Source organism: Rahnella sp. CG8, from assembly GCF_023701875.1.
GTDB classification, from domain to species: domain Bacteria; phylum Pseudomonadota; class Gammaproteobacteria; order Enterobacterales; family Enterobacteriaceae; genus Rahnella; species Rahnella aceris.
Genome location: NZ_JABAED010000036.1, coordinates 1 through 17,316, shown reverse-complemented (window position 1 = coordinate 17,316; position 17,316 = coordinate 1). Strand labels below are relative to the sequence as shown.

16 protein-coding genes are annotated in these 17,316 nt (G+C 53.1%); 7 read left to right on the top strand and 9 right to left on the bottom strand.

Annotation, left to right across the window (positions count from 1 at the left end):
- Positions 1-76 precede the first annotated feature (76 nt).
- The 7 genes from HGO41_RS22845 (at position 77) to HGO41_RS22815 (ending at position 7,725) form a co-directional block, all read left to right on the top strand.
- A complete protein-coding gene (locus HGO41_RS22845) occupies positions 77-1,015 on the top strand; it encodes an ABC transporter permease (protein WP_037033096.1) in 939 nt (312 codons plus the stop codon).
- Positions 1,012-1,872: an ABC transporter permease gene (locus tag HGO41_RS22840; RefSeq protein ID WP_250981488.1), complete on the top strand. Its 861-nt coding sequence runs from the start codon at positions 1,012-1,014 to the stop codon at positions 1,870-1,872. Before HGO41_RS22845 ends, HGO41_RS22840 begins: the two co-directional genes overlap by 4 nt.
- Entirely contained in the window at positions 1,869-2,846 is a 978-nt protein-coding gene (locus HGO41_RS22835; protein WP_013577862.1) for an ABC transporter ATP-binding protein, read from the top strand. The genes HGO41_RS22840 and HGO41_RS22835 overlap by 4 nt, the downstream gene beginning before the upstream one ends.
- Positions 2,830-3,879, top strand: a complete 1,050-nt coding sequence (locus HGO41_RS22830) for an ABC transporter ATP-binding protein (RefSeq protein ID WP_013577861.1) — start codon at positions 2,830-2,832, stop codon at positions 3,877-3,879. Before HGO41_RS22835 ends, HGO41_RS22830 begins: the two co-directional genes overlap by 17 nt.
- On the top strand, positions 3,860-5,374 hold the full coding sequence (locus HGO41_RS22825) for an ABC transporter substrate-binding protein (protein ID WP_013577860.1): 1,515 nt from the start codon (positions 3,860-3,862) through the stop codon (positions 5,372-5,374). Before HGO41_RS22830 ends, HGO41_RS22825 begins: the two co-directional genes overlap by 20 nt.
- Positions 5,375-5,602: 228 nt before the next feature.
- Entirely contained in the window at positions 5,603-7,099 is a 1,497-nt protein-coding gene (locus HGO41_RS22820) for an MFS transporter (RefSeq protein ID WP_013577859.1), read from the top strand.
- Positions 7,100-7,146: 47 nt separating this feature from the next.
- The gene (locus tag HGO41_RS22815; RefSeq protein ID WP_013577858.1) at positions 7,147-7,725 is read left to right on the top strand and encodes a TetR/AcrR family transcriptional regulator; all 579 of its coding nucleotides are present in this window, start codon (positions 7,147-7,149) and stop codon (positions 7,723-7,725) included.
- A gap of 232 nt (positions 7,726-7,957) precedes the next feature.
- Here HGO41_RS22815 and HGO41_RS22810 read toward each other — a convergent pair whose 3' ends face one another.
- From HGO41_RS22810 to HGO41_RS22770, 9 genes are all read right to left on the bottom strand, one after another.
- A complete protein-coding gene (locus HGO41_RS22810; protein WP_013577857.1) occupies positions 7,958-8,122 on the bottom strand; it encodes a DUF2474 domain-containing protein in 165 nt (54 codons plus the stop codon).
- Between the two features lie 11 nt (positions 8,123-8,133).
- On the bottom strand, positions 8,134-9,141 hold the full coding sequence (gene cydB, locus HGO41_RS22805; RefSeq protein ID WP_013577856.1) for a cytochrome d ubiquinol oxidase subunit II: 1,008 nt from the start codon (positions 9,139-9,141) through the stop codon (positions 8,134-8,136).
- Between the two features lie 2 nt (positions 9,142-9,143).
- Positions 9,144-10,568, bottom strand: coding sequence for a cytochrome ubiquinol oxidase subunit I (locus HGO41_RS22800; protein ID WP_013577855.1), 1,425 nt, complete (start codon positions 10,566-10,568; stop codon positions 9,144-9,146).
- Positions 10,569-11,115: 547 nt separating this feature from the next.
- Entirely contained in the window at positions 11,116-11,586 is a 471-nt protein-coding gene (locus HGO41_RS22795) for a hypothetical protein (RefSeq protein WP_250981487.1), read from the bottom strand.
- A 49-nt stretch (positions 11,587-11,635) separates the two neighbouring features.
- A complete protein-coding gene (locus tag HGO41_RS22790; protein ID WP_250981486.1) occupies positions 11,636-13,030 on the bottom strand; it encodes a VasL domain-containing protein in 1,395 nt (464 codons plus the stop codon).
- Positions 13,031-13,112: 82 nt separating this feature from the next.
- Positions 13,113-13,922, bottom strand: coding sequence for a lysozyme inhibitor LprI family protein (locus HGO41_RS22785; protein ID WP_013577852.1), 810 nt, complete (start codon positions 13,920-13,922; stop codon positions 13,113-13,115).
- Positions 13,923-14,083: 161 nt separating this feature from the next.
- The gene (gene tssE / locus HGO41_RS22780) at positions 14,084-14,515 is read right to left on the bottom strand and encodes a type VI secretion system baseplate subunit TssE (RefSeq protein WP_013577850.1); all 432 of its coding nucleotides are present in this window, start codon (positions 14,513-14,515) and stop codon (positions 14,084-14,086) included.
- Between the two features lie 19 nt (positions 14,516-14,534).
- Positions 14,535-16,139: a type VI secretion system protein TssA gene (tssA, locus tag HGO41_RS22775; protein WP_200227857.1), complete on the bottom strand. Its 1,605-nt coding sequence runs from the start codon at positions 16,137-16,139 to the stop codon at positions 14,535-14,537.
- A gap of 200 nt (positions 16,140-16,339) precedes the next feature.
- Entirely contained in the window at positions 16,340-17,179 is an 840-nt protein-coding gene (locus HGO41_RS22770; RefSeq protein WP_250981485.1) for a type VI secretion protein ImpA, read from the bottom strand.
- Positions 17,180-17,316: the final 137 nt, after the last annotated feature.

Sequence of the window (17,316 nt, the reverse complement as noted above, 5' to 3'; positions counted from 1 at the left end):
CTGACTGCGGATAACGTAAAGCCACAGGGGAAAAGACTCTCGCTCTGCACCAGAAACTGTCATTAAGAGGATTGTCATGCACCGTTACCGATTTTTGCTCTGGCGACCGCTGCAACTGCTGCCGGTGTTGCTGGGGATAAGTATTCTGACTTTCGTGATGGTGCGCGCCATACCCGGCGATCCGGCGCGGATCCTGCTTGGGGTACGCAGCACACCGGAAGCCATCGCCCGAATCCGGGTGCAGTACGGACTGGATCTGCCGGTCTGGCAGCAATATCTCTATTTTCTGCGCAACCTGTTTCATGGCGAGATGGGCAAGTCACTGATTTACCGTGTGGATACGTTAACGCTGATCATGTCGCGTATTGAGCCAACCCTGTATCTGGTGCTCGGCAGCGTGCTGCTGGCGATGCTGTTTACTGTGCCGCTGGCGGCCGGAGCGGCACGACATCGCGGGCAACTGGCGGATCAGGTGATCCGTTTACTTTCTACTATCGGCCTCGGATTACCGGCGTTCTGGCTGGCGATCATGATGATTTTACTGTTCAGTCTGTCCCTCGGCTGGTTCCCGGTGTCGGGCTATGGCAGCGATGTCGGCGAGCGTATTCATCACCTGTTTCTGCCGTGCCTGACCGTTGCGCTGGCGCTGTCAGCGGTTCTGACCCGTAACCTGCGCGCCAGTCTGCTGATGGAATTACAGAATGATTACGTCACCGCCGCCCGTGCGCGGGGGCAAAACGAAAACCGTATTTTCTGGCGACATGTGATGCCCAATTCACTGGTGCCGACAGTCAATCTGCTGGCAGTAAATATCGGCTGGCTGATTGGCAGCACGGTGGTAATTGAGAGCGTATTTGCCATTCCCGGTATGGGGCAGTTGCTGGTGAAAGCCATTATCAGCCGTGATTACATGGTGGTGCAGGGTGTGGTGCTGGTGTTCGCCCTGGCGACAGTCATCGTGAACCTGATTGCAGACTTACTGACTGTGGCGCTGGATCCGAGGGTGAAGCTATGAGCATGACCGAAAAGATAGCGACACAACGCATGGGGCATTTTCACCTGCGCGGGTTGCCGCGCCAGCAGGCGTTACGGCTCGGCATGCTGATGCTGAGTGTCTGGGGTCTGATTGCGCTGCTCAGTCCGTGGATCGCGCCGTTCGATCCGATTGCGCAGGATGCATCTGTGACACTGTCACCCCCAACGTTCGCCCATCCGTTTGGCACCGATAACTTTGGCCGCGACATTCTTTCCCGCGTGATGTGGGGGGCACGGATTGATCTGCAAATCTGTCTGATTGGTGTGATTTTTCCGTTTACCTTCGGCACGCTGATCGGCGCGTTTGCCGGATATCTCGGCGGCGCAGTCGATACCTTTTTCATGCGGGTGATAGACGTGGTGCTGGCGTTTCCTTTTCTGGTGCTGATGCTGTCGATCATCGCCATTCTCGGGCCGGGACTGGGCAGTTTTTATATTGCGATGGCGATGGTGGGCTGGGTGTCGTATGCCCGTCTGGTGCGCTCGCAGGTGCTGACGCTTAAACACCGGGATTTCATTCTGGCCGCGCGCAGCCTGGGCTACAGCCATCCGCGTATCTTACTTTTGCATCTTCTGCCCAACGCGCTGACCAGTTCGCTGGTGTTCTCGATGTCCGACTGCGTGCTGGTGTTACTCAGTGGCGCGTCGGTGAGTTATCTCGGCCTGGGCGTCCAGCCGCCGGTAGCGGAATGGGGCGTGATGGTCGCCGAAGGCCAGAGCTTTATTACTACGGCGTGGTGGATAACCACCTTCCCCGGTTTGGCGATTGTGGTGCTGGCGATGAGTTTCAGCCTGCTGGCGGACGGACTGGGTGACAAACTGGGGGAACGGCCATGACGTTAATGCAGGTTTCCGGCTTAACCATTGAAGACCGGCAAGGTGTGGCGCTGGTGGACAGACTCTCGCTGACATTGAATGCGGGCGATATTCTCGGGCTGGTCGGCGAAAGTGGCTCCGGCAAAACCCTGAGCTGTCGCGCCATGATGCGTCTGCTGCCCGGTGAAGGGCTGCATATTCGCGCCGGGGAAATCCGCCTCAATGGCACCGATTTACTGACGCTGAACGATAAACGCATGACGGCCATTCGCGGGCGGGAGATCGGCATGATTTTCCAGAATCCGGCCAGCCATCTGAATCCGGTGATGACCATCGGTCAGCAGATTGCTGAAAGCCGCCGTCTTCATTTTGGGGCCAGCCGCCGTGAAGCGCAGAGTCAGGCGGTGGAACTGCTGCGTCAGGTCGGTATTCCGGATCCGCAGCGACGGGCAGATAACTATCCGCACGAGTTTTCCGGCGGCATGCGTCAGCGGGCAATGATCGCCGTGGCGCTGGCCTGCGAACCCAAAATGCTGATTGCTGATGAACCGACCACGGCGCTGGATGTCACGGTGCAGATGCAGATTTTACGTCTGCTCCGCGATCTGCGCGACCGGCTGGGTATCGCGATTATTCTGATCACTCACGACCTTGGCGTGGTGGCGCAAACCTGTGACCGCATTGCGGTGATGTACGGCGGGCGTTTATGTGAAACCGGTGAAAAACGGCCGGTCCTGGCCCAGGCGCAGCATCCTTATACGCGCGGCCTGATTGACTGTCAGCCGGTCAGTGAAGGCGGCAGCGGACGGCTGATCACGCTGCCCGGTCAGCCACCGGTCGCAGCACATTTTCCCAGTGGTTGCCGTTTTCATCCGCGCTGTGCGCAGGCGTCCGCGCTCTGCCGTGAAAATCAACCCGCGATGTCAGCGGGCGGCCACGCAACGGCCTGTCATCATCCGCTGAACCACGGGAGGCACAATGAGTCATTCGTCTGATCTCACGCCGCAGCCGTATCCGCTGCTGGAAGTGGAAGCACTCTCCGTGACATTTCCGGTCTCCGGCTTTGGCCTCAAAAAGCGTCACGTTCAGGCGGTGAACGGTGTGTCCCTGCATATTCACGCAGGCGAAACGCTGGGGCTGGTCGGTGAATCGGGCAGCGGAAAAAGTACCCTCGGGCGGGCGATGTTGCAGCTGGAAAATGCCAGCGCCGGACGGGTTCGTTTTAACGGGCAACTGATTACCGACGGCATGAAACCTGACATTGCCCGTCTGCGACAGCAAACCGCGATGATTTTTCAGGATCCGTTTTCCTCACTCAACCCGCGCCAGACGATTGGCGAAAGTATCGGCGAGGTGTTGCGGGTACACAACAAAGTGGCGAAAGCGGAGATCCCGGCGCGGGTCAGCACGCTGCTGACGCTGGTTGGCCTCAGCCCGGAACATGCCACGCGCCGTCCGCAGGCGCTGAGCGGTGGACAATGTCAGCGCGCCGGCATTGCCCGGGCGCTGGCTATCGAGCCACGCCTGATTGTCGCTGATGAATGTGTTGCGGCGCTGGATGTGTCGATTCAGGCGCAGATCATCAATCTGCTGATGGATCTGCGCGAAAGCATGGGGCTGGCGATCTTATTTATTGCCCATGATCTGGCGATTGTGCGCCGCCTGTGTGACCGCGTGGCGGTGATGTATCTCGGACGTATTGTCGAAAGCGGGCCGACGCAAACGGTGTTTAATGCGCCGCGCCATCCGTATACCGCCGCGCTGGTAGCGGCAATCCCTGAAATCGACCCCGACCGGCCGCTGCCGGAGCATCCGTTACAGGGAGAACCACCCAGCCCGGTTTCGTTGCCTGCGGGCTGCGCTTTCCATCCACGCTGTGCCTTTGCGCTGCCTGAGTGCAGGCACGGTGCGGCACCTGAAACCCGGCATATTGCCGACCATGCCTTCGCCTGTGTTCTTGATAACCACAAAAGCGACGGGATCAATCCGATGACTGAAGGAATGTTACATGAAGCAAAAGCATTTTAACGTTGTGGCCGCCGGGGTGCTGCTGGCGTTGAGTCTGGTCAGCGAAATGGCGCAGGCTGCGGGGGTACTGACCATCGGCCGTCGTGAAGACAGCACCACATTTGACCCGATCAAGTCGGCGCAAAACGCCGATAACTGGGTGTTCTCCAACGTGTTCGATCCGCTGGTGCGCGTTGACAATACCGGCACCAAACTGCTGCCGGGCCTGGCTGAAAGCTGGACGATTTCGCCGGACGGTAAAACCTATACGCTGAAAATGCGCGACGCGAAATTCTCTGACGGCACACCGGTGACCGCCTCTGATGCTGTGTTCAGCCTGACGCGTATCCGTGATGACGCCGGATCGCTGTGGAAGGATTCATACAGCATTATCGATACGTTGAAAGCCCCCGATGCCCATACGCTGGTGATCACCCTGAAAACGCCGTCGGCAGCATTCCTTTCTCAACTGGCACTGCCGAATGCCTCGGTGATTTCGCAGCAGGCGCTGACCAAACAGGGCGCGGATGATTTTGCCGAACACCCGGTGGGTTCCGGCGCGTTCAGCGTGAAAGAGTGGACGCGCGGTGAGAAAGTCGAACTGGTGAAGAACCCGTACTACTGGGACGCCGCAAAAGTGAAACTCGATGGCGTCGAGTGGCTGACGCTGCCGGACGACAATACCCGCATGCTGAAAGTGCAGGCCGGAGAAATTGACGCGGCACTGTCGATTCCGTTCTCGCGCATTTCATCGCTGCAAAAAGACCCGAAACTCGCCGTCGAACTGGATACGTCAACCCGTGAAGATCACCTGCTGATCAACCATTCTCACGGTGACCTGGGCAAAGTGGAAGTGCGTCAGGCGCTGGACTTCGCCATCGATAAAAAAGCCATTATTGATACCGTGACGTTTGGTTACGGCAAAATCGCCAACTCCTACATCCCTGATGGCGCGCTGTATCATTACGCTGACAACCTGCAACGCCCGTACGACCCGGAAAAAGCCAAACAACTGCTGGCCGCCGCCGGAGTGAAAAATCTGACCCTGAAATATCTGGTGAATGCCGGTGATGAAGTGGATGAACAGATTGCGGTATTGCTGCAACAGCAACTGGCAAAAGCCGGGATCACTGCCAACTTGCAGAAAGTGGATCCGAGCCAGAGCTGGGACATGTTAGTGGCGGGGGACTATGACATTTCGGTGATGTACTGGACGAACGACATTCTCGACCCTGATCAGAAAACCACCTTTACGCTGGGCCATGACTCGAACATGAATTACATGACGCGTTATCACAATGACAAAGTGAAAGCGCTGGTGGCCGCCGCGCGGGTGGAGATGGATCCGAAGAAGCGTGAACAGATGTACATCGATTTGCAGAAAATGGCGAAAGCCGATGTGAACTGGATTGATCTGTATTACAGCCCGTACCGCAACGTGACCCGAAAAAATATCAAAGATTTCCACCAGAACCCGTTAGGGCGCTTCACACTCGAGGAGACGGTGAAAGAATAAGAAATCCTGCACCAGGGAGATAATAAGAAAGTTGAGACAAAAGTCTGTTTTGCCCTTTTTAGCCCGCTTCCGAGCGGGCTTTTTTATTGCCTGTAAATCTGACGTTTTCCCCCGTTACATCTTCAACGCTTCATCAACTGCCAGGCAGATGCTGCTTGATTTTGAGCGGTTGCTCAAGTACCTTGCTGGCCTTGAGCGTTTGCTCAAAATCTATCTGAGGCACTTTTTATGTTCGTCAATAACCGCTGGCTGATACTTGCGATTGTCACCAGTACACTCTTTTTGATCATCATTGATATGACCGTGTTGTACACCGCTTTACCGCGTCTGACGCAGGCGCTGGGCGCCACGGCATCGGAAAAATTATGGATAGTGAATGCCTATCCGCTGGTGGTCGCCGGTCTGTTACCGGGCGCGGGAATGCTCAGTGACCGCATCGGACACAAAAATCTTTTTATGAGCGGGCTGCCGGTATTTGCGTTCGCTTCCCTGTGCGCGGCGTTTTCTGCCAGCGCTGAAATGCTGATCGCCTCCCGCGTTTTCCTGGCGATTGGCGCGGCGATGATGATGCCTGCGACGCTGGCAATTGTGCGCCACGTATTTACCAACGAACGTGAACGTGCGCTGGCGATCGGCATCTGGTCGGCGGTGGCTTCCGGCGCTGCGGCGCTCGGGCCGGTCATTGGCGGTGTGCTGCTGGAATATTTCTGGTGGGGCTCGGTGTTCCTGATCAACGTGCCGATTGTGCTGGCCGTTTTCCCGTTTGCACAGGCGCTGATCCCGCGCGGTGAAGGTAATAAACAACGTCCGTGTGATTTTGCCGGTTCTGCGCTGGTGATGGCGGGGCTGGTGGGCGTGATTTACGCGCTGAAAGAGCTGAGCCAGATTAATTCGTCGTGGCTGGTGATCATGGGTTCTGCGGCCGCAGGCGTCCTGTTCCTCGGTTTATTCGTCAGAAGACAAAAACGCGCAGTACAGCCGATGATCGACTTTTCACTGTTCCGCAACCGTGCGTTTGCCTGTGGCGTGGGCGTGGCGATCACCTCAATGATTGCGCTGATCGGTATCGAACTGGTGCTGAGCCAGCGGTTGCAGCTGGTGCTTGGACTGACGCCGTTTATGGCGGCGATGTTTATCCTGCCGATCCCGGTGGCGTCTGCGCTGGCCTCGCCGCTGGCGGGTATGCTGATCCCGCGTGTCGGTGTGCGCAAAATGATGCTCGGCGGCTTCGCGATATCTGCACTCGGCATCGTCATTCACGCCCTGGTCTACGATGGCAGCGCGGTGATACAGCTGATCAGTCTGTTTATTTTAGGTTTTGGCCTTGGTGGCGCAGTGACCGCAGCCTCGACGTCGATCATGCTCAACGCCCCGGAAGACAAGGCCGGAATGGTGGCCGCGATAGAAGATGTGTCGTGGGAAATGGGCGGCGTGCTCGGCGTGACCTTGCTGGGCGGCCTGATGACGGCGGTTTACAGCCGCAGCCTGACACTTCCGCAAGGACTGGTCAGCGGTGAAACGGCGTATGACAGTCTTGATGAAGCCTTGACGCTCGCCGGGCATCTCAGTCCTGAGCATGCTTCGTTACTGACCAGTCTGGCTCGAACCGCATTTGATCAGGCGTTTCTGGCGGTGCTGATTTCTGCGGCTGTGCTGGTGATTACCAGCGTCGTGGTGCTGAAAATCGTGCTGCGTAAGTCCGTGGGCACACGCCAGGCTTCCTGATAAAATGCCGGTCTGAGCAACTGCTCAATGCCAGTACAGGATAAATTATGAAAGAAAACCGGGAAGCGTTAAGGGCTAAAATTCTTGACGGAGCCATCAGTCTCTTTATCGAAAAGGGGATTGAAAAAGTCACGACGCGCGAGCTGACGGAGTACGTCGGGATTTCCCGCAGCCACATTTATCATTATTTTCCTGACTGGCAGACGCTGTGCGTTGAAGCGCTGTCGGTGGTGATGATGGCGGAGCTGAAAGAGTTTTCCGCTGAAATTTCACCGCTTGAGCCCAAAGCAAAATTACACACGCTGGTGTGCAATTATCTGCCCGATACGCAGGGCGATATCTGGCAGTTGTATGGTTCGCTGTGGCAACTGGCGGCGCATAATGAGGCTTACGCCGAACTGGCGCGGCTGATGGTGCATAAGTGGCTGGCGCTGCTGGCCGACATTATCCGCGCCGGGATCGACAGCGGCGTGTTCCGCCCGACCGATGCCGGACGCGTTACCCGCCAGTTGTCTGCCATCATGAATGGCTATTCCGATCAGCTGATCGTCATGCCTTCCGCCGCCGCACGTCAGGAAGCGATGGACGATATTCTCGATTTTATCGGGCGGGTGCTGGAGAAATAAAAAAGGGAGAGGGTATAGCAGAGTTGTCTGCTAAACCCCCTCCCAGCCTCCCCCTTCGCAGGGGGAGGAGCAAGGCAAACCGACCCTTAATCTCCCGATGCTGAGGAAGACAGCGCCCGGCTCCCTCCCCTGCGAAGGGGAGGGTTGGGGTGGGGTATTACAGCAATTTTAGGGAGTTGAAGCTTGCTTCGACATTGCGTGCACCAGCAAAATTCCTCCCAATCGTTTTCATTTAATGACTTCTCATTCCTGCCGCAAACATCAGCAGATGAAACACCGATGCCACAACAAATAACGCCAGCACGCTGCCGCCCCAGATGACGGCCATCCAGCCGACACGCTTTAAGAACGGGGCTTTAGTGATGTTGCTGTCATCCATTTTTCTGATGAGATTCATAACGCGATTCCTCAGTGATAACCCTGATCCGGTGTGACTTTCCCGCGGAACACGTAGTAGCTCCAGAAGGTGTACACCAGAATGATCGGGATGATGAACAGGGCGCCGACCAGAATAAAGCCCTGGCTTTGCGGCGGTGAAGCCGCTTCCCAGATAGAAATGGACGGCGGAATGATGTTCGGCCAGATGCTGATCCCCAGACCGGTATAGCCGAGGAACACCAGCGCCAGCGTCAGCAGGAACGGCGCGTGATGCGCATTTTTGCTGATGGCGCGATACATCCACGCGGAGACCAGCACCACCAGCACCGGTACCGGCAGGAACCAGTAAAGATTAGGGCGCGAGAACCAGCGGGTGGCGATATCGCTGTGGGTCAGTGGCGTCCACAGGCTGACTGCAAGCGTCACCAGCAGGAATACCAGCAACAGGGGTTTAGCGATTTTGTGCATCGCTTCCTGCAATTCGCCTTCGGTTTTCATAATCAGCCAGGTGCAGCCGAGCAGGGCATAAGCCACCACCAGCGCAAAACCACAGAACAGCGTGAACGGCGTCAGCCAGTCCAGTGCGCCACCGGCATAAGTCCGGTTCACCACCGGAATTCCGTTGATCACCGCGCCCAGCACCACGCCCTGACAGAAGGTGGCGATCACCGAACCCCAGATGAAAGATTTGTCCCACACGTGACGTTTGGCCGGACTGGCTTTGAAACGAAATTCAAAGGCTACGCCACGGAAAATCAGACCGAACAGCATCAGGGTCAGCGGGATAGTCAGTGCATCCAGAATCACCGAGTACGCCAGCGGGAATGCGCCATACAATGCCGCACCGCCGAGCACCAGCCAGGTTTCGTTGCCGTCCCAGACCGGCGCAACGGTGTTCATCATCACATCACGGTCGTGTTCTTTTTTCACCAGCGGGAATAGCAGGCCGATACCCAGGTCGAATCCGTCCATCACCACATACATCATCACGCCGAAGATGATGATCAAAAACCAGATCAGCGGTAAGTCGATACCCATTATCAAGCTCCCTTATTTTCGTCAGTCAGTGATTCTGAAATCGCAGACAGCGGACGCGCAGGCGTGCGGTGCTGGCCCGGACCACCGTGATCAACACTTTCACCTTCGTGCGCCTGCGGACCCTTGCGGATCAGACGCATCATGTAGCCGTAACCGACACCAAACACCGAACAGTAAATGACGATGAACAGGATCAGGCTGACGCTCATCTGGATGACGTTATGGTTAGATACCGCATCTTTGGTACGCAGCAGGCCATAAACTACCCACGGCTGACGCCCCATTTCCGTGGTGATCCAACCCGCCAGCAACGCCAGCAGACCGGAAGGCCCCATCAGGAAAGCAAAGCGCAGGAACGCTTTAGAGGTATACATTTTGCCGCCACGGCGCAGGATCAGGCTCAGCACCCCCAGCAAAATCATCAGCATGCCGAGACCGGCCATGATGCGGAAGGTATAGAAGATGACGGAAGAGTTCGGGCGGTCTTCTTTCGGGAAGGATTTCAGCGCCGGGATCTGATGCGTCAGGCTGTGCGTCAGGATCAGGCTGCCCAGATACGGGATTTCAATCGCGTAACGGGTTTCTTCACGGTTCATATCGGGATAGCCGATCAGCACCAGCGGGGAAGGTTTGTTGTCTTTATTTTCCCAGTGGCCTTCGATGGCCGCGATTTTAGCGGGCTGATATTTCAGGGTATTCAGGCCGTGCGCATCGCCCAGGAATGCCTGAATTGGCGAGACGATCAGCGCCATCCACATTGCCATCGACAACATGGTGCGAATGGCTGGCGTATCGCGACCGCGCAGCAAATGCCATGCCGCAGCAGAGCCCACGAAGAAGGCAGACGCCAGAAACGCGGCGGTGGTCATGTGCATTAAGCGGAACGGGAAGGACGGGTTGAAGATAACCTTCATCCAGCTGACCGGCACCACCAGGTTGTTAACAATCTCGTAGCCCTGCGGGGTTTGCATCCAGCTGTTGGAAGCGAGGATCCAGAACGTCGACATCAGTGTGCCGAGCGCCACCATGCAGGTAGAGAAGAAGTGCAGGCCCGGTCCGACGCGGTTCCAGCCGAACAGCATCACGCCGAGGAAGCCAGCTTCAAGGAAAAATGCAGTTAGCACTTCGTACGTCAGCAGCGGACCGGTAATGCTGCCCGCGAATGACGAGAACATACTCCAGTTGGTGCCGAACTGGTAAGCCATCACCAGACCGGAGACCACGCCCATACCGAAGTTAACGGCAAAGATTTTCGACCAGAAATGATACAGGTCGCGATATGCCTCTTTTTTTGTTTTCAGCCACATGCCTTCCAGAACAGCCAGAAAACTGGCAAGCCCGATAGTAATAGCGGGAAAAATGATGTGAAAAGAGACGGTGAAGGCAAACTGGATCCGGGCCAGTTCTAGCGCATCAAGACCAAACATAACAACCTCTTTTGTGTGTCAGGTTACCCTTCCAAACAGCAATACCGGTACGGGAACCGGCGATGTATGACATTCGCAGGTGAAGTCATGAATGAAAGGGTGGGACTGCCGGGGTTTTGCGAGAAACCGATTTAAGCACATCGCGCGAAGGGATTAACAGGGACCGTTCCGTGGGGAAATTAGTCGCTGAAACACTTTCAGTACGGGTAAAAAGCAGGGGCGGGAAAACTAAATTCGGAGAAAAGCGGGGGAAGGGAATTAACCACAAAAAGTGAGAGGTCATGTTGTTGCATTGATCTGGATCAAAAAGTTGTGATGTTTTTCAAATGTAATTTCCCTGCATTCGGTAATGGCTTGTTGTGTGCAAAATTGGTAACAAGAAAGTTAAATTTGCAGGAGTGACAGCGCATTCTTATTTTTAATGCAATGTAAATTTATGTCATCGGTTTTGGTGAAAAATGGAGCCGGAAGGTAATTTTTGTAGCATTTTTTTACATTTTAACGGAAGTCTGCCCGGGTGACTGAGGAAAAAAGACGCCCGAAGGCGTCAGGGTAATAAGCCTCCTATCAGCTCAAAAAAGGCATCTTCACTAAACGCCCGCTCTGGCCCGGTGAAGGGATTTGCAGGGCGCCATGTCCAGTCCCTGTTTTCGCCAGCACGCATAAACAACCGGCACAGGACAGTGACGCGACCCTGAACGCAAAGACTGGATTCCACACAGCCTGTGACGCCCTGGCCATATAAATAGACCGGCGTGAATTTCACCTGCCTGTCTTCATAAAACAGCCGTATACCCGGAACGCTGAATGATTTCCCGCCCATCAGACATTCAACCAGTGAGATAGGGGTGCCTTCGATCCGTATACCGGTGCCTTCCAGCCATTCTTCCATGTTTTCCTGCAGCAGGCTGATCCGCTGCCGGAACTCGGCGATATCCGCCTGACCTTTATTTTCAAAAGAGCCAGTGCGAGGTTGGCTGTCTTGTAATTTTTTTAGAAACCGTTCTTTTGCTGACATACTTCCTCTGTAATTTAAGATGGCTGACGTCCGCCGCCACAAACATCAGTCAGTGATCTGCCTGACCATTTTTTTCGGTTGTCGCCGGTAAGTTCTGGAGGAGCAACACATACCTGTTCAGCAACTGCGTGAACTGGTTATCCACTTGCATAATCCGCTGCGGGGATATGCCTTTTTGCTGCTGTTTATCCTGCGCCAGTTTGCGCAGCGATTCTTCGACTGGCGGCGAACTGTTCAGCGCCTGCTGGATGGCAAACACGGAGGATTTTAGCTGCGACACGGTCATATATTTACCGCGTTGTTCATCCAGCCCGTTGAGTTTGTCCGCCAGTTGCTGTAACTGCGTATTCGCCTGTTGCCAGCCATCGAGGTTTTCCAGCGGTATCGCACTGGCGTTAAGCTGTTGTGTCCAGTTTTTTGCCAGTTGTTGAGATGCGGGGTTATCCGGCCAGAGGATTTGCGCCTGTTTTACCAGTTGTGCTCCGGTGTCCTGTGCCCAGCGCGGTGGCAATGCTGCCAGCTGGCGTGTTTGCTGTTGGGTGGCGGCCAGAAATGCCGGTGCCTCGCGGTGGAGCATCTCAGCCTGTTGGTTCTTAAGTGTTTCCAGCGCCTGTGCGTTCAGCGATTTTGGTAATACCGGCAGCGTCGCCATCAGTTGCTCTGCCGTTTGCGGATGATAAAAAGCATCTATCCCGGCTTTAAAACCGGTACCGGCCAATGCCGTCACCACGATACCTGCGATAAACCCTTTCCACTGCACCGGACGTTTCACTGGCGAAGGCGGTGCAATCACCTGCGGTTCGGCAGGTCCGCTCTGCGCAACATACACCCATTGTTCACCGGGTTGCGCGGTCCACTCTTTTTCCGCTTTTTCTGCCGCTGCCGCCGGTAAAACGATTGCTGCATCGCTGGTCGCGTGCATATTCTCCAGCCTGACGGCAGTACCATGCATGAAACTAGTCAGTGCTTCCAGCTGGCTGACGTGTTTCAGTTCAAGGCGTTGCAACACATTGCAAAGCGAAGCGATCAGTTTTTCTGCCTGATAAATCTGCGATAAATCATGATATTCCAGTGACATACCGCGCAATATTTGCTGAAGACGCTGACTCAGACCCGAAAGAATTTCCATCCGCGCGTGCACCGGCTGCGGCCACAGTCCCGGCCACTGACGTGAAATTAATGCCTCGAGGATCGCCAGCCCTTCATTTAATCCCGGCATGCCCGCTAGCCGCGCTCTGGCCTGTGTGTACCAGGAGGCCGTTTGCAGCTCGATACCGTTTTGCTGGAACAGGTTCAGACACAGGTGTTCCACCTTTTTCCAGTCCACATCGGGACGCGCCGGATGGGTTAATTTGCTCAGTTCTTCGCGTAAAACCGCGTAATCAGCCAGCGCACGCGGGTCATCCCCGGTGCGCAACTGGCGGTTTTTGTCTTGGGTTATCATCTTGTCTTACCTGAGAAAGCTTTATTTGGCGGTAAAGTTTGTGCACCCGATTTTTTGGGTGCACATTGACTAGCATTGTAAATTAATAATTATCGCCACCTAAAAATGCGATGCGTTCATTTGTCATTTTTGTCTGACAATCATAAATATTAATCCTGTTTTGAATTGGCGTAATTTCCATATCCGCATCCGATAATTTTCCGCATTTAAGCGCTTTTTCATTCACCCACGCTTGTTGTGATTTCTTCATGGAAGTTTTAATCGAGTCCGGGAGGCTTTTCCAGATATCATTCAGGTTTCGGTCGCTTCTTGCATAGTTATTTTTTGAGTTGGATAATTTTACAGTGAAATTAGAAGTGATGATATGATCTTTATTCACTGCGAGTGTGGACATTTTATATATAGAGTTCTGAATGTAATTAACTCTGCTTACAGATATATCCTTTTTGTTATCAGCCAGACTGAGGCTGTAGGGATAATTACTCCATACAACTTTACCGTTATTCATTTTCCCATTATCTGAAATGATACTGGACAGATACTCCGGGTTGTTTTTTAACACTTCAAGGGTTTCTGGTGGAAGTTGTGCCGCTATTGTTGCACTACAGTTCAGCGTTCCGTCGGTTGTTGATGTTGTTGAGACATTAGAAATCGTCATGGGTATTGAATCTATTTTACTCTGAAATTCCTGGATGTCTTTTTTATAGAATGCTCCGGAGTTGATAATATAATCGTTCTGCAGTTTCGCTCCTGCTTCACTTTTGATGTAATCCTGAACAGCTTTGACAGCATCATCTCTGCCACATTTGAAGTCTTCGCCTCCAAATAGCCCCGCTTGCGCGCTTAAAGAAAATAATGAGGCGGTGGTCAGTAAAAAAATACCTTTAAACATATATAAAAACCCTTTATTAATTTAAATGACCAGACATTGCGCCTGGTTAGCTTTTCCATGCATATGATCTGTTTTATTTAGAGGCTATTTCATGATTGTGGGTTACTCCTCCCTGTTGACATTAAATTTTAAAAAACAGGAATTAAAATATTTTAAATTTGTCACACGTAATTCTGTTGTTTCATATGACGCATCAGCACGCGGCCTTCCGGCATAAACTCTGTTCCGAAGCGCACAAGTCCGAGGTCTTTCAGTTCGGCGTCGAGGGCGTACTCAAGATGCCCCGGCCTGGACTGCGGCAGCAATATCACATTGATTTTTCTCAGGCGGGGTTCGTATTTGAGTAACGTGCCGGAAAGCGTGGTCAGCAGCGAGTGCGCCGTGCCGGGCATCCCTTGCAGGATTTTGCTCATGTCCGGCAAGCCATAATCGGGCAGGTGCGTAAGCGTGCCCGCGCGACAGTTAAGAATGCGCTGCATGTTATCAAGCACAGAGAGGATCACCTGATTCTCTTCGCTGACGTTGTGCAGGTCGAGGCCGCCGGCAAAGTTGCCAGTGAGGATTTCATAAAGAGAGGGGGATTTTGAGTTCATTCGCGGTTAAAGTCCTTTCTTAAGCACAAAGCACTGCCGCGCGCGCAGGATCAATTGAAACCAATCCGGCGAGTAGCGTGTCCATTTCGAGGATGAGTTTTGCTTTATCAGTATCGCCGCGCTGGAATTGCATTCTCAGCAGTTTGAGTCGTCGTGCTTTTACTTCAAACAGCAGGGCCGGCTCCCATTGCTTCAGCGTGAGGCTATTTCCTGTGCTGTCCAGTTCTCCAAGTAAGTGGAGTGCCATTTCATTTTTTCCATATTGTTCAGCAACACGAGCCATGAGCAGCCGTATTAGCCAACGTTGGCGAGGTGTAGTGATCCCCGGGCGAATCTGCAACCAATTGAGTGCAGCTTCAATACCTTCACCGTCTGCCTGCGCCAGTGCTTCGGTTTCAAGCTGAAGAACATCTTCATCGCCACTTGCAGAGACTGCATTGGGTTCAGATTGCCATCGCCCGTCATTGTCCTGAATATCACGAGCGATCCAGCCTGCGGTCACTTCGTCTGCAAAGGGGGTACCGTCACTGTAGGCCAGCGTTTCCAGTCCCGGTAAACGAAGCAGCAATAACCGCAGATCCTGTTCGATAAATTCTGCCCAACTATCATAAGGCGCCCCCGACTTGCTGAGTGCCTGGTGCAAGTACCATTGAATATCCAGCCAGAAATGGTTCACGCCTTCAGTAAACATCCTATCTGCATTTTCCAGTAATTCGCTCCAGCTTTGTTGCAGATACAGGCGTTTGAGTTGGGCACGGTAGTCAGTACGGGGTGGTACCAGGCGAGTACAACCTTTAGCGTCCAGCGGAGGTAGTTGGTCGACGGTGTCCCAGCGTATTGTAGTCATCAAGCGGTGTCCTGATAGCCAGCCTTGTGGCTGGTCTCGCAGGTACTGAGCTAACGCCTTAGCCTGATCGAGTAACTCACGACCAGACTGTATTACCTTTAATGTCGGCATGTCCGGCGAGATGGAGCGCGAATCAGACGTTGCCTGACCGCCGCTATTTTGCGGAACAACGGCATCGAAGCCACCAGACTGAGCCAGTCGGGATTCAAGGGCATCATAAAGACCGCCCAACTGTGGTCGGTTTGCGTCTTCCCATGATGTAATAACGTCTTCAAACAGGGTGAGTGCAGCCAAAATGCGTTCAAACTTTGGCTTATCGACTTCGGGATACAGCGAAAGGCTGTCGAGGACTTTACTTCCTGCCAGCCACTCCATGGCAGCCCGCCTGCTATTTTTTCGTGATGGCAACAACTGGTCGCCATAGCGTGAGACCAGTCCGCTCAACAGCTCCAACCCTTCGGCCAGACCCGATTCGCCGTCGCGATGCAATCGTGCCCAGAGGTAATAAGTGGCCACCCTTACGTCTTTGCATACAGTGGTCAGTAATTTCTCCGCCAGCTGGCATACCAGTTCAGTATCCGCGCCTGAAAGCTTATTAACTTCTTCACGCATACGTTGAAAATCATCGTCATAACCGGGATCTTCACCAGTTGCGTTATCGCTGCTAACCGGGTTTAGCCATTTTTCCCACAGCGCCGTTTGCACTTTGGCCTTTTGCATCAATATATCTGGGTTTTCCTGTGGGCATAGCGCTAACAGGGTGTGTAATGTGGCCATGAGACATTCCTTTTCGTTATGGCATTTTTAATGTGGCGGGGCTGGGAAATACAAATTTCTGGATTAAAAATTGAAACCTTTTCAAACTCTACTTCGGAGTTGAAAACTCCTATTTCAACAATGGCTATTGTTTTTTAGGATGAGCAATAGTCCATACCTGTGGTTTCTTTTCAACGTAGAAAGTAAATCGATGAAAGCTTTTAGTTGGTTAAAGTCTCTTTCTCCGGCCAGTTGTATAATTCTTCCGGTAATCCTTTTGGGAAAAAACCTTCCGGTGGCACATCAATAAATTCGCCTTCAACCCGGCGGATAAGGGTCCAGCCGGTTTTTGCCCACTGAGACTCCAGCCAGCAATATTCCTTTTCACCTGTTTCTGAATCCACCCAGTCACTGCGTCGGGTACCTTGTCTCGCTGAGGCCGGTTTACCATAGTCTTCAGCAATAAAACGTGCGGGTGCACAATCAATATCCGGCAAATAGAATCCTGTCTGGCTGGGAATATCACCTAACTCAATACGTACTGATTGATCTAATTTATACCGAGGAATCGTCTTAGGTAAATCTGATTTATCATACATTGAATTAATATAAGTCAAATCCCCCTCATCCCATGCACCTCTCAGTGAATCAGAAAGTCTATGATCTAATTTTGATGCGATAGTTTCTAACTGGGAAATAACCAAAATTTCTTCTTCAGTCATCCATCCATTCCAAAACTCAACAATACCTTTGCTAATATTGCTCATAGCATGACCGATATCGAATGCTTTGATGTCGTTATGAGTTCGTAGAATATAAGCTTTCATGTAACGTTCTTTCATCGGTCTGATATTAGGCATCACGCGTGACTCCCATACTATATCAGCCTGCTGCCATTGAGGGAGTTTGCGAGTATTAATCGGCATTTCACGTTTATATCTTGCCAGGGCTTCTTCATGGGCATCAATGTAGGCAATAATGGCATCACGGGTTTCGGCATAATGTTCTGCTGAGATAAATTTTTCTAAAAAGTAACATTCCTGCGGATGTAAAATTCCCATTATTGTTTCCTTTAGATTTATCCGCCACGTCCTTGTTAATCACAGTAACCGGTTTAAATCAAAACCGGCTACATGCACAAAAGTCATTTAGCTGTTTATAAAAACGCTGCCCTTATCATCCCGCTCCAGCAGTGACC